This is a genomic window from Anoxybacillus suryakundensis, from assembly GCF_001418025.1.
Classification (GTDB): domain Bacteria; phylum Bacillota; class Bacilli; order Bacillales; family Anoxybacillaceae; genus Anoxybacillus; species Anoxybacillus tengchongensis.
In genome coordinates this window covers 105119-125027 of record NZ_LIOK01000005.1, presented here as the reverse complement: position 1 = coordinate 125027, position 19909 = coordinate 105119, and the positions used below count along the sequence as shown (strand labels likewise).

The following is a 19909-nucleotide window of genomic DNA, read 5'->3' as shown; positions in this document are numbered from 1 at the left end:
TCCCACAATGTGTGGGAGCTTCCATTACATAGTTTCATGGAACGTCCGATTAATGACGTCAATTTGTTGTTCGCGTGTTAATTTAATAAAGTTCACCGCATAGCCTGATACACGAATGGTGAGCTGCGGATATTTTTCTGGGTGCTCCATCGCATCGAGCAACGTGTCGCGGTTAAAGACGTTGACGTTCAAATGGTGACCGCGTTTTTTAGCATATCCGTCTAAAATTGCCACAAGGTTTTGAACGCGTGTTGCATCATCTTTACCGAGTGCTTTTGGCACGATTGAGAACGTGTTTGAAATGCCATCTAATGCATATTCATACGGTAATTTTGCGACAGAGCTTAACGACGCAAGCGCACCTTTTGTGTCGCGGCCGTGCAATGGGTTAGCACCAGGTGCAAACGGTTCGCCTGCGCGACGGCCGTCAGGTGTATTTCCTGTCTTTTTCCCATAGACGACGTTTGACGTGATTGTTAAGATCGATGTTGTATGTTTTGAATCGCGATACGTTTTATGTTTGCGCAATTTTGTCATGAAGCGCTCAACAATATCGACAGCAATCGAATCTACACGATCATCGTTGTTACCGTATTTCGGGAAGTCGCCTTCAATTTCAAAGTCGACAGCTAAGCCGTTTTCGTCGCGAATCGTTTTTACTTTTGCATATTTAATTGCGCTTAATGAGTCGGCGACAACAGAAAGGCCAGCGATTCCCGTTGCCATCGTGCGCATGACGTTTGTATCATGAAGTGCCATCTCAATGCGCTCATAACAATATTTATCGTGCATGTAGTGGATGACGTTTAACGTATTAATATACAACTCTGCTAGCCATTCCATGACGTTATCAAACTTGCGCATCACTTCATCGTAATCTAAGTATTCAGATGTGATTGGCGCAAATTCTGGACCGATTTGCACTTTTAATTTTTCATCTACGCCGCCATTAATCGCATATAATAATGCTTTCGCAAGGTTTGCGCGCGCGCCGAAAAATTGCATTTGTTTGCCGATGCGCATGGCGGATACGCAGCACGCAATGCCGTAGTCATCGCCGAACTCAGGGCGCATTAAATCGTCATTTTCATATTGGATAGAGCTTGTTTGAATCGACATTTTCGCGCAATATTTTTTGAACGCTTCTGGCAATTGTGTGGACCAAAGCACCGTTAAGTTTGGTTCCGGTGCAGGCCCTAAGTTGTCGAGCGTATGCAAGAAGCGGAACGAGTTTTTCGTCACAAGCGGACGGCCGTCAATCGCGACACCGCCGATCGACTCGGTTACCCACGTTGGGTCGCCGCTAAATAGCTCATTATATTCTGGTGTTCGCGCGAATTTGACGAGGCGTAACTTCATAACGAAATGGTCAACGAGCTCTTGTGCTTCCCGTTCTGTTAATGACCCTTCTTGCAAGTCGCGTTCGATATAAATATCTAAAAACGTAGAAACGCGACCTAAACTCATTGCTGCACCGTTTTGTTCTTTAATCGCAGCGAGGTAAGCAAAGTATAGCCATTGAAACGCCTCATGTGCGTTGCGCGCCGGCTTTGAAATATCGTAGCCGTAGCTTGCAGCCATTTCTTTTAGTTCTTGGAGGGCGCGAATTTGCTCTGCTAGTTCTTCGCGGAGACGAATAATGTCTTCGCTCATTGTACGCGCACCTGCATTTCGTAAGTCTTTTTTCTTTTCTTCAATTAAACGATCAACGCCGTATAAAGCAACGCGGCGATAGTCTCCGATAATGCGGCCGCGTCCGTATGCATCAGGGAGTCCTGTAATAATTCCGGCTTTACGTGCCGCTTTCATTTCGTCCGTATACACGTCAAATACGCCTTGGTTATGCGTTTTACGATATTGAGTAAAAATTTTCTTTACGTCATCGCTCACTTCATATCCGTAAGCTTCGCACGCCTGCTCCGCCATGCGAATTCCCCCAAATGGCATGAGCGCTCGCTTAAATGGCTGATCTGTTTGAAAACCGACAACTTTTTCAAGTTCCCTGTTTAAATAGCCTGGTCCGTGCGACGTGATGGTTGATACAATTTCTGTATCCATGTCGAGAACGCCGCCTTTTTCGCGTTCAAGTTTTGAAAGTTCCATCACTTGTTCCCAAAGAGTTTTTGTCGCTTCAGTTGGACCTTGTAAAAACGATTCATCCCCTGTGTAAACGGTTACGTTATTTAAAATAAAGTCGCGAACGTCAATTTCTTTTTTCCACTTATCACCTTTAAACGTTCTCCATGCGTCCGTTAACGTTTCATTCACAGTAAGTAGCGCCATCATAATCTCCTCCCAATCATTAAGGAATAGTAACCCCCTATATAAAGAATACTACTTTATTACACGCACGGGAGAATAAAGTGTTGAAAAATTTGTGAAAGATTGAGCGAAAACATTTTTTAAAATAAAGATTTTTCCAAAAATTATTTTTATAAAATTTGTTGCATAAAAACAATAAAGCTGATAATATGTGAAACATAGAGAGCATAACATGTTTATACACAAATATTTATTATTTTACAACAAATAGTAAGGGGGATAAAGTTGATGAAAAAAGGAATGATGGCAACACTTATTTTTATACTTATGTTTGCGCTTGTAGGGTGTGGCAGTTCAACAGAAAAAACAGCAACAACAGAAAAGAAAATTACAGTTGTGACCGACGCGGCGTTTGCTCCGTTTGAGTATATGGATAAAGGTGAAATTGTCGGCTTTGATGTCGATTTATTAAAAGCAGTCATGAAGGAAGCAGGACTAGCATATGAATTAAAAAACATCGGTTGGGATCCGTTATTTGCGGCTATTCAAGGAAAAACAGCGGATATGGCCGTTTCAGGTATTACAATTAACGACGATCGAAAACAAACGTATGATTTTTCGATTCCGTATTTTGAATCGACACATATGATTCTTGTGAAAGAAGGAAGCTCGATTAAAAGCGCGAAAGATTTACAAGGAAAAGTTGTCGGTGTTCAAAATGGTACAACGGGACAAGAAGCTGTTGAGAAAATTTTAGGAAAAGAGAATAAAAATATTAAAAAGTTTGAGAATACAGTCGTTGCGATTATGGATTTATTAAACGGTGGTGTCGAAGCCGTTGTGACAGATAATGCTGTTGCGAATGAATATGTAAAAAATAATCCAGATGCTAAAATTGTAGCATTTGAGGATCCTGAACATTTTGAATCTGAATTTTACGGTTTTATGTTCCCGAAAGGTAGCGAGTTAAAGCAAAAAGTAGACGAAGCGTTGAAAAAAGTCATTGAAAATGGCACGTATACAGAAATTTATAAAAAATGGTTTGGCACAGAACCGAATATTGAATCATTACAACAACAGCAATAACATGGACGTAAAAGTTGCGTAACTGTCTCCAGTTACGCAATTTTTTCAAAGGGAAAGGTGAGACATATGGATTTTCGTTTCAATATTATTTTGGAATATGCACCGTTTTTCTTCAAAGGAGTACTATGGACAGTCGGTTTATCGTTAGTCGGTATTTTTTTCGGGACGATTCTTGGTTTGGCGATTGGGCTAGGAAAAATGGTTCAAAACCGCCTCGTCCGTTTGCCGTTTGATTGGTACGTTCATTTCTTCCGTGGAACGCCATTATTTGTACAAATTTTACTTATTCATTTTGGCGTCATGCCGATGTTTACCGTCCAACCGAATCCGCTTGTGTCTGGGGCGATCTCGTTATCTTTAAATGCGGCCGCGTACATTGCTGAAATTTTCCGCGCTGGCATCCAGTCTATTGATCGTGGTCAAATGGAGGCGGCCCGTTCGCTTGGAATGACGCATGTACAAGCGATGCGTTACATCATTTTACCACAAGCGATCAAGCGCATGATTCCGCCGCTTGGTAACGAATTTATCGTCCTTATTAAAGATTCATCGCTTGCAGCAATTATTGCAGCGCCTGAGCTTATGTATTGGGGACGTGCCATGCAAGGGCAATATTATCGTGTGTGGGAACCGTACTTAACTGTTGCGCTTATTTATTTATTACTCACTCTTTCATTAAGCAAGTTGCTACATCGGTTAGAAAGAAGGTATGATGCATGATTCGGGTTACCAATTTAAAAAAATCGTACGGATCGCTACAAGTGTTAAAAGGGATTAACGTACACATTCATGAAAAAGAAGTGGTCGTTGTCATCGGTCCGTCTGGATCAGGAAAGTCGACGTTTTTACGTTGTTTAAACATGTTGGAAGATTTTGATGAAGGCGATATTGTTGTTGATGGATTTCATTTGAAAGATCCAAAAACAGACCTAAATAAAGTGCGCGAGGAGGTGGGGATGGTATTTCAACGATTTAATTTATTTCCGCATATGACGGTACTTGATAATATTACGCTTGCTCCGATGAAAGTGCGCAAATGGTCGAAAGAAAAAGCGACAGAAAAGGCGATGCAATTGCTTGCGAAAGTAGGTTTACAAGATAAAGCGCACGTATATCCTGATTCATTGTCGGGCGGGCAAGCACAGCGGGTAGCGATTGCCCGTGCGCTTGCGATGGAACCGAAAGTGATGTTATTTGATGAACCGACGTCTGCGCTCGATCCAGAAATGGTCGGTGAAGTGCTTGCAGTAATGAAGCAACTAGCTAAAGAAGGAATGACGATGGTCGTTGTCACGCATGAAATGGGATTTGCTCGTGAAGTTGGGGATCGTGTGCTCTTCATGGATGGTGGAGTGATCGTAGAAGAAGGAACACCACAACAAATTTTTGATGCACCACAACATGAGCGAACGAAGTCCTTTTTATCGAAAGTGTTATAGAAAAAGGTGTCCCGTTTGAAAGGACACCTTTTGTTGTATAAACATTCGAGTTTAGAGAGCTGTCTAGCTCTGATCACATTTATGCTAACAATTGTTTTTCTAACGCCACTTCAACTGGAACGTAATCGTAACCGAGGTCGCGTGCGACAGCTTCGTATGTGATTTCCCCGTTTGCTACGTTTACACCAAGACGTAAAGCAGGGTTGTCTGCAACAGCTTTATGCACACCTTTGTTTGCGATTTGCAATGCGTATGGCATCGTAACGTTTGTGAGCGCAAGTGTCGATGTACGCGGAACCGCCCCTGGCATGTTTGCGACCGCGTAATGAACGACGCCGTGTTTCACGTATGTTGGGTTGTCGTGTGTCGTCACATGGTCGCTCGTTTCCACAATACCGCCCTGGTCGATTGCTACGTCAACGATGACCGAACCTGGTTGCATCGCTTTCACCATTTCTTCTGTCACAAGTTTTGGTGCTTTCGCCCCTGGAATTAATACGGCACCGATAACAAGGTCAGACTCCGCAACGGCTTGCGCGATGTTCATTGGATTAGACATCAATGTATTGATTTGGCTGCCGAAAATATCATCAAGCTCACGTAAACGTTCTGCGCTTAAGTCGATAATTGTGACGTTTGCGCCTAACCCAATCGCTAATTTGGCAGCGTTTGTTCCGACAACACCACCACCAATAATTGTTACTTTTCCACGGCTAACGCCCGGAACGCCGGAAAGAAGAATACCTTTTCCGCCTTTTGTTTTTTCAAGGAATTGTGCACCAATTTGTGCTGCCATACGCCCTGCCACTTCACTCATCGGTGTTAAAAGTGGTAACGTACGCCCAACTTGTACCGTTTCATAAGCGATGGCGATCACACCTTTTTCTTTGAGTGCACGTGCTAACTCTGGTTCAGCAGCAAGATGTAAGTATGTGAATAGTACTAATCCTGGACGGAAGTATTCGTATTCGCTTGGTAGTGGCTCTTTTACTTTCATGACCATATCTGCTTGCGCCCAAACATCTGCGGCCCGCTCAACAATTTGCGCTCCTGCACTAACGTAAGCTTCATTTGTAAAACCGCTTCCAACCCCTGCATCTTTCTCAATGAATACAGTATGTCCATGGCTGACAAATGACATGACGCCAGCAGGTGTAATAGCTACGCGATTTTCGTTATTTTTAATTTCCTTTGGAACACCAATAATCATGTGCTGTTTCCCCTTTCGTGTTGTCTTTTTGTATTATCTACAGTATAAATGTTTTTTATCATTTGTTGTTTGTTTAGAAAAGAGAAAGAAAAAACGAGCTTTTGTGGATTTCCACAAAAGCTATGTTGTCCGATATTTGTCTAATTTCATATCGATATATAGTTTTACTTTTTCACTCATGTTGCTTAAATCGATATTCCCGATTTCACTTATTCGTTTGAGACGATAAGCGAGTGTGTTCGGATGAATGTTCAGCGCTTTTGCTGTTTCGTTCACGTTGCTGTCAAAGTCGAGATATGTTTCAATCGTTTCGACTAAGTTGGTATGGTGCTGTGCATCATATTGTTTCAGCTTTTCGAGAGCTGCGTTGTGGAAATCCCCATGTCGTTTTTTTTCAAAAAGTAAATCAAAAAATTGATACATGCCGAGATGCTGATAACCTTGAATATTCGCAAGTTGATGAGGGAAGGCACGTTTCATTTTTAACACCGTTTGCGCTTCCTCGTAACTCTTTGCAATTTTCGTATAACATTCATACACATTTCCGAACGCTCCCATCATAATGTCCACGCGAAAGCGCTCTTTCATTTGCGTGATAAACGAGCGGAAAAAACGTTCAATATGCGCTTCCCCGTAGATGTTTGAACTTGGTGCAACGAGTACAATGAGCCGCTGATGATCGATCGTATAAAGTGGTACGGCGAGTTGTTGTGTCGTTTTTAATAAGTAATCAATTTGTCTTTCTACTTGTGTTTGAATATGTTGTTGAAATTGAAAAATACCAACAGAAAAAAACGGATACACATGTACGTTTAATTGATGACATTGTTCAATTACTTCGTGAGGAGATGGAAAATGCCCAGTCAATAGTTTCCAAAAAAATTCTTGAATCCGCTCTTCTTTTTTATTTTTGCGAATTTGTAATTGCAATAATAAATTTTTAGCAGATTTTGCTGCTTGTTTTAACAAATCAAGCTGTTGCTCCGTCCATGGCTCGTTCATTTCAATTGCCCAAATAAATCCGAGCACCTCTTTATTTCTCCAAATCGAAATGGCGATACGATTGCCGAGCCCTACTTCTGAAATTTCCGCGACACGAACAGGTTCTTCGCTTTGTAAAAGCTTTGGGATCACCCCTTCGCGCCATAAACTATTAATGACGCGTTCTGGCACGCGTCGATGGATAATGGTCGCTGTACGGGCTGGATCGGTATAATGTTCATGCCCACTATAAGCAATTAAACGATGGTTTGCATCTTCAATCGTAATCGGACATTGTAACAGCTCACTTACACGATCAGCAAACTCCTCTAAGCTTTCAAAATGAGTGGCAAAAGGGTTCATCGCATCCACTCCGTTTCTTATGTTGTCTTATGATTATTGTAGCATATTGACAAATGAAAGAGCTTACTTTACTCTATAAATTGAAAAGCCACATATTGTAGGATTGTGACTGCATAAGCAGGCAAGACCTAAAGCGGGTGGAAGAAAAAATGTCTTTCATGCGTTTTAGGTCTTTTGTTTTTATCCAAATAATTCTTAGGAAAGGAGATATTTCAAATGTTTCGTTGGTTTCGCCATCGTGAAGAGAAGATCGTCGCGCCCTTAACAGGACTTGTACGATCACTCGAAGAGGTTCCGGATCCTATGTTTGCACAAAAAATGATGGGTGATGGTTTCGCCATTGAGCCGGCAGATGGCATTGTTGTTTCACCAATACATGGAGAAGTGGTACAAGTATTTCCGACTAAACATGCGATTGGTTTGCGTTCAGATGGAGGGCTGGAGATTCTCATCCATGTTGGAATTGATACAGTCCACATGCAGGGAGAAGGGTTTGAAGTGTACGTGAAGTCAGGGGATCGCGTCAAGGCAGGAGACCTGCTTTTGTCGTTTGATCTGTCGCTTGTAAAACAAAAAGCGAAAAGTCATTTGACCCCAATGGTGATTACAAACGGGGACGTGGTAAGCGAATGTCATCGAGAGTATACAGAAAAATCGGAAAGAGGAAGCACAGTTTTAATGAGAGTCAAATTGAAATAATATAATATATAGTGGATGAAACAAAGAGTGTTAAGGGGACGAAGATGACGTTGCGAATCCATAAAATTTTAAATAATAACGCTGTCGTTGTATTGGATGAAGGGCAAGAGAAAATTGTGATGGGACCGGGTATTGCTTTTCAAAAAAAGAAAAATGACATTATCCCTCGTGCGAAAATCGAAAAAATTTTTGTGATGGAAGAAGAAAATGAAAAGTTTCAAGAGTTGTTACGTACTCTTCCAGAAGAGCATATTGATATCGCTGAAGAAATTATTAGCTATGCCGAAGGAGAGTTGCAAGCCCCGTTGAATAACCACATTCATATTGCATTGACTGATCATTTATCTTTTGCGATTGAACGAATCCAGCAAGGGTACCAAATTCAAAATAAGTTGTTAAATGAAATTAAAGTGTTATATAAGAAAGAATATCAAATTGGTTTTTGGGCAAAACAGCTTATTCAAGAACGTCTCGGTATCACCATCCCTGATGACGAAGTCGCTCATATTGCTCTTCATATTCATACAGCAAAAATGGACGCAGCTAGCATGAATAAAACGTTACAACAAACAACTTTAATTCGTGAAATGATTGATTTAATGAAACAGAAACTACATGTTCATATTGATGAAGAAGGAATATCTTACCAACGTCTTGTAACACATTTGCGCTTTGCACTTAATCGAATTGAAAACGGTGAGTTGTTTCATTCGATGGACGATGACGTGTTAGCGCTCATTCAAATGAAGTACGAAAAAGAGTTTGCATGTGCTGTTGCAATGGCTGAATATGCGAAAAAGGAATACGGAATTGAATTTCCTGTCACTGAATTGGCTTATATTACGTTGCACATTCAACGCATCGTTGCAAAATGATATTTTTGTTTGTTATTGACTTAATTTCAATAATAAGATAAAATGAGAACGGATCAAAAATTAGATAGAGTGGGATTGTGACTGCATAAGCAGGCAAGACCTAAAATGTGCGATGGTGCTCACAGCATCTGTACGCACGTTTTAGGTCTTTTTGTTTTTCACAATATATTAAGAGGGAGGAATACACATGAATTATGAACACATTGCTAAGCAACTCGTTTCGTTGCTTGGTGGGAAAGAGAACGTTATTAGTGCTGTTCATTGTGCAACTCGTCTTCGTCTCGTGCTAAAAGACGAGAAAAAAGTGGATCAACAAGCGATTGAACAATTGGATGGAGTAAAAGGAGCTTTTTCTAGTTCAGGACAGTATCAAATTATTTTTGGTACAGGGGTTGTAAACAAAGTACATGAACAATTTGTCAAAGAAGTAGGTTTACAAAACGTAAATGCGGATGTACACCAACAAGCATTAAAGCAAAAAATGAACCCGCTCGCTCGGCTTGCAAAAACATTGTCAAATATTTTTGTTCCGATTATTCCAGCAATTGTAGCTAGCGGTTTGTTGATGGGATTACTCGGTATGATGAAGGCGTTTAAATGGGTAGCGCCAGATAGTGCATGGATTGTATTACTTGACATGTTTTCAAGTGCTGCTTTTATCATTTTGCCGATTTTAATTGGTTATAGTGCTGCTAAAGAATTTGGTGGAAATCCGTTCTTAGGAGCAGTTATTGGGGGGATTATGACACACCCTGCCTTGTTAAACCCTTGGGGATTAGGAAGTGCTGAACCTGAGTACTTACATTTCCTTGGTTTTAATATCGCAATGATTGGGTATCAAGGGACGGTTATTCCGATTTTATTTGCAACGTATGTCATGAGCAAAATTGAAAAGAGTTTGCGTAAAGTCGTTCCTCATGCCGTAGATTTACTTGTCACACCATTTGTCACGGTCATTTTAACCGGTTTCACTGCGATTTTGCTCATTGGTCCGCTTGGAAATATTGTAGGAAAAGGGATTACAACGACATTAAACTTCGTATATGATACAGGTGGGGCACTTGCGGGGCTCATTTTTGGTGGTTTGTATTCGATGATTGTTATTACAGGTGTTCATCATAGTTTTCATGCGATTGAGGCAGGTTTGCTTGCCGATATTGGCAAAAACTATTTATTGCCGATTTGGTCGATGGCAAATGTTGCTCAAGGTGGAGCGGGTTTAGCTGTATTTTTAAAGTCAAAACGGACGAAAACGAAAGAAATTGCTTTGCCAGCTGCGTTTTCTGCATTTTTAGGTATCACTGAACCTGTTATTTTTGGAGTGAACTTAAAATATCGAAAACCGTTTATTGCTGCTGCCATTGGTGGTGCTGTCGGTGGAGCGTATGTTGTATTTACAAACGTTGTTGCCAATGCGTACGGATTAACAGGTATTCCAATGATTGCAATCGTTGCACCGATGGGCATGGCGAATTTAATAAATTATTTAATCGGCTTTGCAATTGCCGTTGGTACAGCATTTGTGGCAACATGGATATTAGGATTTAAAGAAGAATAAGGCGAGTAAATGACTCGCCTTTTTATGTAGGAGGGATGATGATGAAGCAAGGAATTATTAGTCTTGGTGAAGCGTTAATTGATTTTATTCCACTTGATGCAACAAATCTGGCATATCAAAAAAGCCCAGGAGGAGCGCCGGCGAATGTTGCGGTTGGTGTCGCACGGCTTGGTGCGCCATCGACGTTTCTAGGGAAAGTGGGCCGAGATATACTCGGTATCTTTTTAAAAGAAACGCTTGATAAATACGGTGTAAATACGACTTGGCTTCAATTTAGTGATAATGTTCGTACAGGTGTCGTTTTTGTAACGCTAGCAGGAAATGGGGAACGAAGCTTTGACTTTTACATTAACCCAAGCGCAGACCGCTTTTTACGCGAAGAAGAAATTGATGAATCGCTATTTCATACACATCGCATTCTCCATTTTGGCTCCATTTCACTGATTAGTGAGCCAGCACGAAGTGCAACAAAGCGGGCTGTCATGCTAGCTAAAGAAAACGGGATGATTGTTTCATATGACCCGAATTTGCGTCTCGGTTTATGGGAAAGTGAACAACAAGCTCGTGAAATGATTATATCAATGTTACCAGAAGCGGATGTACTTAAAATTTCTGAAGAGGAATTGACGTTTATTACAGGGGAGAAAGATATACAAAAAGGTGTAGATGCCCTTTCTTCCTACAACATTCCGCTCATTGTCATCACGCTAGGGGAAAACGGTAGTTATGCGTTTACGAAAGAAGGATCGGTATTTACCCCAGCTCTCAAAATAGAGGCAGTTGATACGACGGGAGCAGGTGACGCTTTTGTTTCCGGTATGTTGTATTGCTTGCATGAAAGAGAAGGTACAATGGATTCTCTATCGCTTACGGAAGTTGAACAAATGACCCGCTTTGCAAGTGTTTCGGGAGCGCTAGCTGCATCAACAAAAGGAGCAATGACAGCGTTGCCAACACGTGGTGAAGTCGAACGTATTTTAAGTGAAGGTTGGTTGAAATGAAATCATCAAACGAAAGAAGACAAATACAACTAGCGGAAGAAGAAATAAAAAAATATGCATCGATTGTTGAAAGTGACCCGAATCGCTTGCGCTATCATTTAATGCCTCCTGTCGGATTAATGAATGATCCGAACGGACTTATTTACTGGAAGGGCCAATACCATGTGTTTTATCAGTGGATGCCATTTGCAACGACACATGGAGCAAAATTTTGGGGACATTATACGTCGCATGATCTCATTCATTGGGAAAGGCAAGCTCCTGCGCTAGCCCCAAGTGAATGGTTTGACCGAAACGGTTGCTATTCAGGAAGTGCGGTGGACAACGACGGTGTGCTGACACTCTTTTATACAGGAAATGTGAAAGATGATCAAGGTGTAAGGCATACGTATCAATGTATGGCCATATCAACGGACGGTCTTCATTTTGAAAAAAAAGGCGTTGTTATTTATCTTCCAGATGGTTATACTGCTCATTTTCGTGATCCGAAAGTGTGGAAGTATAAAAATAAATGGTATATGGTTGTTGGGGCGCAGAGCGTTCAATTAGATGGAAAGGTAGTATTATTTTGTTCTGAAGATCTCATACATTGGGAACATATTGGTAGTATTGCAGGCGGTGAGAACGGAACATTTGGTTATATGTGGGAGTGTCCAGATTTGTTTCATCTGAGTGGAAAGGACGTGCTCATCGTTTGTCCACAAGGATTGCAACCGGAAGGAATGCATTATCAAAATGTATATCAAGCAGGGTATTTTATTGGACAATTGAATTACGAAACAGGTCAATATATACATGGTACATTTACTGAATTGGATCGAGGGTTTGAATTTTACGCACCTCAAACGATGGTCGATGAGCATGGACGTCGTATTATGATTGCTTGGATGGGGGTACCGGATCAAGATGAAAATAAACATCCAACAATTTACTATCGATGGGTACATGCACTAACATTACCTCGCGAACTCATTTTAATTGGCGATAAATTATATCAGCGTCCGATTGAGCAGTTGCAGTTGCTTCGAAGTGAGAAAGTTCAATATCCAAATGTATCCTTACAAAAGGAAAAGAGGAAATTTGATGGTGTAAAAGGAAAAACAGTTGAGTTGTTACTTAAGCATATTGATGGTAAAGGTGTTTTATCGATTAATATACAACATCATGTTTCATTCTCATATGATTTTGAGCAAAAAATTGCTACATTAGAACGAGAAAGCTTTGCTCGAAATGGCGAAAAAGAAAGAAGACAATGCGCTTTATCAAGCTTACAAACACTTCACATATTTATTGATACATCGTCCATTGAAATTTTCTTAAATGAAGGTGAGGAAGTATTTACAGCACGATTTTTCTCAAATGAGGAAAACGAAGATATTTTATTTCAAACAAATGAGCAAGTTACGTTTCACTTATACAAATGGAAATTATGTTAAAACTTTTGCTTGTCAAATGTTCAGTCATTTTCGTATGATGAAAGACAAGGGAGTATTCCTTCAAATATGGAAGGCTGCTCCTTTTTCATTCGACATGAAAAGGTGATGAAGCGATGGAGCAAGAAAAATTGAAAAAAGTTGTTGAGGCGGCAAAGTTGTATTATTTGCTCGACTACAATCAAAACGACATTGCTAAAAAGCTCGGTGTGTCGCGGCCGACCGTGTCTCGCCTACTACAGCAAGCAAAAGAGGAAGGAATTGTGGAAATTAAAATTAATGATCCTGCCGAAGATATTCAACAGTTAGCAAGACAACTTGAACAAAAGTTCAATCTCAAGAAAGCAATTGTTGTATCGGTTCCTGAACATCAAGATGGCATTATTAAAAAATATGTTGGAAAAGAGGCAGCTGAATATTTACGTTCAATCGTAAAAGACGGTGATGTCATTGGCGTGACATGGGGGACGACGCTGTATCATGTTGCGTTACAGCTTAAACATAAGCATGTGAAAGACGTCAAAGTCGTTCAGTTAAAAGGAGGCGTCAGCTTATCAGAAACGAATACGTTTGCTTCCGATATTTTGCATTTGTTTGGAAGCGCATTCAACGCGACGGTGCATCATTTGCCGCTCCCAGCTATCGTTGATCATGTCGTTGTGAAACAAGCGATGGAAGCGGATCGCCATATTCGTAAAATTCTCGACCTAGGACGCCAAGCGAATATTGCTGTATTCACGATTGGGCCGATTAAATCGGAATCGCTATTGTTCCAACTCGGTTATTTTACAGAGCAAGATTTGCAAACGATTTATTCAAAAGCAGCTGGTGACATTTGTTCACGCTTTTTTGATCAAAATGGAAAACTATGTAGTGAAGAGTTAAATGCGCGCACGCTCGGTATTGAGCTAGAAGAACTGAAAAACAAGGAATACTCGATTGTGATCGCAGGAGGTATTCATAAAGTTGCTGGCATATACGGCGCATTGAAAGGGAAATATGCAAACGTATTAGTCACAGATCAATTTACTGCCGAATGTTTGTTAGAAAAAGAATAAAGAAACGACAAATGGGGGAAAAGAAGAAAGCCCCCTTTATTTATGCAAAGAAGGAAGAAAGATTTAGTCAAACCATGAATTTTCTTTGACATTTGTTCATGTTAACGTTTACATATGTTCGTTTTCCTGTTATATTGATTACGTAATCAAAATTCAACTTATAGGAGTGTGCAACATGAATATCGTTTGGGGACTTGTTGGTATTGTCGTTGTCCTTGGAATCGCTTTTCTTTCTTCCAACAATCGTAAAGCGATTAATCCGCGAACGATTTTAGGTGGTCTTGCGATTCAAGTCGCTTTTGCGTTTATCGTTTTAAAATGGGAAGCAGGAAAAGCTGCATTACAATGGTTAACAAATGGTGTGACGAGCATTATTAACTATGCGAACGAAGGAATTAACTTTTTGTTCGGTGGCATGTTTGCGGCAAAAGGCATCGGATTTGTGTTTGCGTTCCAAGTGTTGCCCGTTGTTATTTTCTTCTCTGCGCTAATTTCTGTTCTTTACTATATCGGTGTCATGCAATGGGTCATTAAAATGATCGGTGGTCCGCTTGCAAAGTTGCTCGGAACGAGTAAAGCGGAGTCGATGTCAGCAGCAGCGAACATTTTCGTCGGTCAAACAGAAGCACCGCTTGTCATTCGTCCATATTTATCAAAAATGACGCAATCTGAACTGTTTGCGGTCATGACGGGAGGATTGGCATCTGTTGCTGGTTCTGTTCTTGTTGGTTACTCTCTTTTAGGTGTTCCGCTTGAATATTTACTTGCGGCAAGTTTCATGGCAGCGCCAGCAGGATTAGTGATGGCGAAAATGATTGTGCCAGAAACAGAGCCGATTAAAGAAGATGAACATTTTGAAATGGAAAAAGACGAAGAATCAACAAACGTCATCGACGCAGCGGCTCGCGGGGCAAGCGATGGTTTGAAGTTAGCATTAAATATCGGTGCGATGTTGTTAGCGTTTATCGCCCTTATTGCGTTAATTAACGGATTGCTTAGCGGCATCGGCAGTTTGTTTAACTATGATGGTTTAACGCTTCAAAAGATTTTAGGATTCTTGTTTGCTCCTATTGCGTTTGCGATCGGTGTACCTTGGTCTGAAGCGGTGACAGCTGGTGGATTTATCGGTCAAAAATTAATTTTAAACGAGTTTGTTGCGTATTCATCGTTTGCGCCACAAATTCCAGATTTATCAGCGAAAACAGTAGCGATTGTTAGCTTTGCACTATGTGGATTTGCTAATATTTCTTCGATGGGAATTTTACTTGGTGGTTTAGGAAGCTTAGCGCCAAATCGTCGCAGCGACATTGCGCGCATGGGTTTAAAAGCCGTTCTTGCTGGTATGCTTGCGTCATTGTTAAGTGCATCCATTGCAGGAATGTTTATTTAACGACGAAGCGCCTCGTACGCTCCAATCACATCAAATTTTATCAAATTTTAAGGAGGAATGCATGATGAACATTGCTAGCATGATTGATCATACGTTATTAAAGCCAGAAACAACGAAAGCACAAATTGAAAAGTTAGTGGAAGAGGCGAAAAAGTACGAATTTGCATCCGTATGCGTCAATCCAACATGGGTGAAATTTGCGGCTGAACGTTTGCAAGGAACGAAAGTAAAAGTATGTACAGTCATTGGCTTCCCGTTAGGAGCGACAACACCAGAAGTAAAAGCGTTTGAAACAAAACAAGCGATCGAAAACGGCGCACAAGAAGTCGATATGGTTATCAATATTGGTGCGTTAAAAGATGGTGATGATGAGCTCGTAGAGCGTGACATTCGTGCCGTCGTGGAGGCAGCAAAAGGAAAAGCCTTAACGAAGGTCATTATCGAGACAGCGTTGTTGACAGATGAAGAAAAAGTACGCGCATGCGAAATCGCTGTTCGTGCTGGTGCGGATTTTGTAAAAACATCAACCGGATTTGCAAGCGGTGGGGCAACGGTCGAAGATGTCGCATTAATGCGTAAAACAGTTGGTCCAAACGTTGGTGTAAAAGCATCTGGTGGTGTACGTAGTGCAGCGGATGCAAAAGCGATGGTTGAAGCAGGAGCAAACCGCATTGGTACAAGCTCTGGACCAGCAATTATGGACGGAACAACGTCAAACGAAGCATATTAATGGAGGCGGCCACATATGAAAGAAGTATTACTTAGCTTGCTTGCAGGGCTTGTCGTCGGGATTTTATTTAAGTTTTTACGTTTGCCGTTGCCAGCTCCGCCTGTATTAGCAGGAATGATGGGGGTATTTGGCGTATATTTAGGTGGCGTTGTTGCAGATTGGTTAATGAAGACGTTTTTTAATTAAACAGCCCAAGAAGGGATGATCAACAATGAATAAACAACAGTTAATTGAAGCGGCAAAACAAGCGAGAGAGCGGGCGTACGTTCCGTATTCAAAATTTAAAGTGGGGGCAGCTTTGTTAACGAAAGATGGAAAAGTGTATGGTGGCTGTAACATTGAAAACGCCTCATACGGTTTATGCAACTGTGCGGAGCGTACCGCTTTATTTAAAGCATACTCGGAAGGCGACCATGAGTATGCGATGTTAGCTGTCGTTGCGGATACGGAGCGACCAGTCCCGCCATGTGGAGCATGCCGTCAAGTCATTGTTGAATTGTGTGATCCGGATATGCCTGTCATTTTAGCGAATATGAAGGGCGATGTGCAAGAAACGACAGTGAAAGAACTTCTCCCAGGAGCTTTTTCAAAAGAAGATTTGCGATAAGCGTCGGTTTTTCCCGACGCTTTTTGCATTGATACATAACAAAAAAGGAAATATAATCATGAGGAAGACGATTTGACAGATGACAACGGAGGGATGACATGGGTAAAGACATATCAAGAAACAAATTGCTTTGGATTGCAGGACTTGGTTGGTTATTTGACGCAATGGATGTCGGCATGCTTTCGTTTATTATGGCCGCCTTGCAAAAGGAATGGAATTTGACAGCTGAGCAAATGGGTTGGATCGGAAGTGTGAACTCGATTGGCATGGCGGTCGGTGCCCTCGTTTTCGGATTGTTAGCTGACCGCATCGGGCGAAAACAAGTGTTCATTATTACGCTTTTATTATTTTCGATCGGTAGCGGTTTATCTGCCCTTGCCACAACGTTAACGGTCTTTTTAATTTTACGCTTTTTTATTGGCATGGGGCTTGGAGGAGAACTTCCGGTTGCATCGACGCTCGTATCGGAAAGCGTGCCTGCACATGAGCGCGGAAAAGTGGTTGTTTTATTGGAAAGCTTTTGGGCAGGCGGTTGGTTAGTAGCAGCGCTCATTTCATTTTTCATTATTCCATCGTATGGATGGCAAATGGCGCTCATTTTAGGAGCTGTACCTGCGTTATATGCGATTTATTTACGCATGAACTTACCAGATTCACAAAAGTTTATCGCGACAAAAACAGAGCGTCGTTCCGTTTGGCGAAATATTGCGGACGTTTGGGCAAAACCGTATGCAAAACAAACGACAATGCTTTGGATTTTATGGTTTGCGGTCGTCTTTTCCTATTACGGCATGTTTTTATGGTTGCCGAGTGTCATGGTCATGAAAGGATTTAGTTTAATTAAAAGCTTTGAATACGTACTTATTATGACGTTAGCACAATTGCCGGGCTATTTTAGCGTGGCTTGGTTGATTGAACGCATTGGAAGAAAAGCGGTGCTCATTATTTATTTAGTTGGGACAGCGTTAAGCGCTTATTTCTTCGGAAATGCCGAGTCGGCTGCGATGTTAATGACGTTTGGAGCGCTGTTATCATTCTTTAATCTCGGCGCATGGGGAGCACTTTATGCCTACACGCCAGAACAATACCCAACGGTTATTCGCGCGACAGGGGCAGGGATGGCCGCTTCATTCGGACGCATTGGTGGCATTTTAGGACCGCTTCTTGTCGGTTATTTAGTTGCACAAAACGTGTCGATGACGATGATTTTTGCGATTTTTTGCGTCGCCATTTTTATCGGTGCACTCGCCGTTCTTTTTCTCGGGAAAGAAACGAAACAACAAGAACTCGCATAATTGTACAAAAAGAAGCTATAATGGTATCATTGTAGCTTCTTTAATTTTTGAAAGGAGACATGTCATTTGGGTGTTTCTGTAGTCATTGCGACATATAACCGATTACTACCTTTAGCAGAATTACTAGAGTCATTAAGCAAGCAAACGTATAAACCAACACAAGTCATTCTTGTCAACGATGGGGGTTCATCCGTACAAGCCGCGGTTGATGCATATCCTGAGCTCCCGATCGAACTCATTGAATTGCAAGAAAACGTCGGGCATGTTGAAGCGCGGAATATCGGTGTGCGTACAGCAACAGAAGATTTTATCATGCTTTGTGATGACGACGACTTATTATTGCCATGTCATACGGAACGAATGATTGCAAATATGAACGACGCGGACTTTGTATATAGCGATGTAGAAATTTTTCATTACCGCATTGAAAACGGAATGCGCATACCGACAGATCGTTTTTTATTTGCATATGAATGTGATTTACAGGCGATGCGTTCATTTTCAACGTATGTCCCTTCAGGTAGCATGTATCGGCGCGTGATTCATGATATAATTGGCTATTTCGATCCGTACGTTCATAACTATTGGGATTGGGATTTCTTTTTACGTGTTGCAAAACAATTTCGCATCAAACGCGTGCCGACAGCAAGCGTCCTTTATGCCTTTTCAAATGAGGGCGATCATTTATCGAAACAAATGAACGAAAAGAGACAAATGTATTTAAACCGATTAAGTGAAAAGCATGAGCTTGGCGATTTACCGACGAAAAACTTTTGGCTTCTTTTATCGGAGCCGGAAGTGCAAAAAAGAAGAGCGACAAGTGAAATCGTATGGGACGGTGAGCCGTTTCGCTCGCGCTTAGCACATATTGTCATGTGTTAGGAGGATGACAAATGTATTGGTGGAGCGTCCAGCAATTATTTATTTTGCTTTTGTTTTCCCCACTGCTTGCTCGTCACGTCTTTGACGGATATGGGATACGTTTTTTGCTGTTTGTTTGCTTAACGTTTTCCATTGCTTTATTCGCTGAGCATCAAGTAAAGAAAAATAAAAAAGCGAAGTCGTTTTTTATGTCGGCGGTATTATGTAACATACTTATTTTGCTTGGCTTCGCTTTTTTTGCATGACAGAGTCTTTCAGAAGGCTCTGTTTTTGTTTTATAAAAAAGGGATAAAAAGAAAAATGTCGAAAAACTAATTAAATCGACAAGTTTCTACTTGACAAATAAAAATTACTATATGATAATTTATATCGAATTATAATTGTTATAATTTAATTTGTCAGTCATATTTTCTATATGGCTGGATCATACTACTAACATGCAAAAAAATGATGCAGGAGGATGATGAAACATGCCATTAGTAGGAAAACAAGTACAACCATTTAAAGCGATGGCGTACCATAACGGTGAATTTATCGAGGTAACAGAAGAAAACTTAAAAGGAAAATGGAGCGTCGTTTGCTTCTATCCAGCAGACTTTACGTTCGTTTGCCCAACAGAATTAGAAGATTTACAAAACGAATATCCGAAATTAAAAGAGCTTGGTGTTGAAGTATACTCTGTTTCAACAGATACACACTTCACGCATAAAGCATGGCACGATCATTCGCCAGCTATCAGCAAAATTGAATACGTAATGATCGGCGACCCTTCACAAAAATTATCACGCATGTTCGAAGTGCTTGATGAAGAAACAGGTCTTGCGCAACGCGGTACGTTCATTATCGATCCAGACGGCGTTATCCAAGCAGTTGAAATTAACGCTGACGGCATCGGTCGCGACGCAAGCACAATTGTAAACAAAATTAAAGCTGCACAATACGTGCGCAACAACCCTGGCGAAGTATGCCCAGCAAAATGGCAAGAAGGTGGGCAAACATTGAAGCCAAGCCTTGACCTTGTAGGTAAAATTTAAGGAGGC

At 41.1% G+C, this 19909-nt stretch carries 20 protein-coding genes; 17 read left to right on the top strand and 3 right to left on the bottom strand.

Annotated elements, in window-relative coordinates; translation table 11 throughout:
• Positions 1–24 precede the first annotated feature (24 nt).
• Positions 25–2283, bottom strand: a complete 2259-nt coding sequence (pflB, locus tag ASC42_RS05160) for a formate C-acetyltransferase (protein WP_055440841.1) — start codon at positions 2281–2283, stop codon at positions 25–27.
• Between the two features lie 267 nt (positions 2284–2550).
• On the opposite strand from pflB, the gene ASC42_RS05155 reads away from it, so the two are divergent.
• The 3 genes from ASC42_RS05155 to ASC42_RS05145 all read left to right on the top strand — a co-directional run bounded on the left by ASC42_RS05155 (position 2551) and on the right by ASC42_RS05145 (position 4787).
• A complete protein-coding gene (locus ASC42_RS05155) occupies positions 2551–3348 on the top strand; it encodes a basic amino acid ABC transporter substrate-binding protein (protein WP_055440840.1) in 798 nt (265 codons plus the stop codon).
• A 66-nt stretch (positions 3349–3414) separates the two neighbouring features.
• Positions 3415–4068: an amino acid ABC transporter permease gene (locus tag ASC42_RS05150; RefSeq protein WP_055440839.1), complete on the top strand. Its 654-nt coding sequence runs from the start codon at positions 3415–3417 to the stop codon at positions 4066–4068.
• Positions 4065–4787, top strand: a complete 723-nt coding sequence (locus ASC42_RS05145) for an amino acid ABC transporter ATP-binding protein (protein ID WP_055440838.1) — start codon at positions 4065–4067, stop codon at positions 4785–4787. Before ASC42_RS05150 ends, ASC42_RS05145 begins: the two co-directional genes overlap by 4 nt.
• A gap of 79 nt (positions 4788–4866) precedes the next feature.
• Here ASC42_RS05145 and ald read toward each other — a convergent pair whose 3' ends face one another.
• Positions 4867–5997 carry an alanine dehydrogenase gene (gene ald / locus ASC42_RS05140; protein WP_055440837.1) on the bottom strand — a complete coding sequence of 377 codons (1131 nt, stop codon included), beginning with the start codon at positions 5995–5997 and terminating at the stop codon, positions 4867–4869.
• Between the two features lie 120 nt (positions 5998–6117).
• Positions 6118–7341: a helix-turn-helix domain-containing protein gene (locus tag ASC42_RS05135; protein ID WP_055440836.1), complete on the bottom strand. Its 1224-nt coding sequence runs from the start codon at positions 7339–7341 to the stop codon at positions 6118–6120.
• 216 nt (positions 7342–7557) lie between these two features.
• Here ASC42_RS05135 and ASC42_RS05130 point away from each other — a divergent pair, with 216 nt between their 5' ends.
• From ASC42_RS05130 to ahpC, 14 genes are all read left to right on the top strand, one after another.
• Complete coding sequence (locus ASC42_RS05130; protein ID WP_055440835.1) at positions 7558–8040, top strand: PTS sugar transporter subunit IIA; 483 nt, start codon at positions 7558–7560, stop codon at positions 8038–8040.
• 44 nt (positions 8041–8084) lie between these two features.
• Positions 8085–8915, top strand: a complete 831-nt coding sequence (locus tag ASC42_RS05125; RefSeq protein WP_055440834.1) for a PRD domain-containing protein — start codon at positions 8085–8087, stop codon at positions 8913–8915.
• A gap of 187 nt (positions 8916–9102) precedes the next feature.
• Entirely contained in the window at positions 9103–10473 is a 1371-nt protein-coding gene (locus ASC42_RS05120; protein ID WP_055440833.1) for a sucrose-specific PTS transporter subunit IIBC, read from the top strand.
• Between the two features lie 35 nt (positions 10474–10508).
• Positions 10509–11474 carry an aminoimidazole riboside kinase gene (locus ASC42_RS05115; protein ID WP_055440832.1) on the top strand — a complete coding sequence of 322 codons (966 nt, stop codon included), beginning with the start codon at positions 10509–10511 and terminating at the stop codon, positions 11472–11474.
• The gene (locus ASC42_RS05110; RefSeq protein WP_055440831.1) at positions 11471–12910 is read left to right on the top strand and encodes a glycoside hydrolase family 32 protein; all 1440 of its coding nucleotides are present in this window, start codon (positions 11471–11473) and stop codon (positions 12908–12910) included. The genes ASC42_RS05115 and ASC42_RS05110 overlap by 4 nt, the downstream gene beginning before the upstream one ends.
• 113 nt (positions 12911–13023) lie before the next feature.
• Positions 13024–13965: a DNA-binding transcriptional repressor DeoR gene (locus ASC42_RS05105; RefSeq protein ID WP_055440830.1), complete on the top strand. Its 942-nt coding sequence runs from the start codon at positions 13024–13026 to the stop codon at positions 13963–13965.
• Positions 13966–14140: 175 nt separating this feature from the next.
• Positions 14141–15355, top strand: coding sequence for a NupC/NupG family nucleoside CNT transporter (locus ASC42_RS05100; RefSeq protein WP_055440829.1), 1215 nt, complete (start codon positions 14141–14143; stop codon positions 15353–15355).
• A gap of 61 nt (positions 15356–15416) precedes the next feature.
• Complete coding sequence (deoC, locus tag ASC42_RS05095; RefSeq protein WP_425339069.1) at positions 15417–16085, top strand: deoxyribose-phosphate aldolase; 669 nt, start codon at positions 15417–15419, stop codon at positions 16083–16085.
• A gap of 15 nt (positions 16086–16100) precedes the next feature.
• Positions 16101–16271 (top strand): XapX domain-containing protein, encoded by a 171-nt coding sequence (locus ASC42_RS05090; protein ID WP_003397112.1) that lies wholly within the window; start codon positions 16101–16103, stop codon positions 16269–16271.
• A gap of 25 nt (positions 16272–16296) precedes the next feature.
• Positions 16297–16692: a cytidine deaminase gene (locus ASC42_RS05085; protein WP_055440827.1), complete on the top strand. Its 396-nt coding sequence runs from the start codon at positions 16297–16299 to the stop codon at positions 16690–16692.
• A 98-nt stretch (positions 16693–16790) separates the two neighbouring features.
• Positions 16791–17987 carry an MFS transporter gene (locus ASC42_RS05080; RefSeq protein WP_055440826.1) on the top strand — a complete coding sequence of 399 codons (1197 nt, stop codon included), beginning with the start codon at positions 16791–16793 and terminating at the stop codon, positions 17985–17987.
• 66 nt (positions 17988–18053) lie between these two features.
• Entirely contained in the window at positions 18054–18869 is an 816-nt protein-coding gene (locus ASC42_RS05075) for a glycosyltransferase family 2 protein (RefSeq protein ID WP_055440825.1), read from the top strand.
• A gap of 11 nt (positions 18870–18880) precedes the next feature.
• Positions 18881–19114 (top strand): hypothetical protein, encoded by a 234-nt coding sequence (locus ASC42_RS05070; protein ID WP_055440824.1) that lies wholly within the window; start codon positions 18881–18883, stop codon positions 19112–19114.
• Between the two features lie 225 nt (positions 19115–19339).
• Positions 19340–19903, top strand: a complete 564-nt coding sequence (ahpC, locus tag ASC42_RS05065; protein WP_003397103.1) for an alkyl hydroperoxide reductase subunit C — start codon at positions 19340–19342, stop codon at positions 19901–19903.
• Positions 19904–19909: the final 6 nt, after the last annotated feature.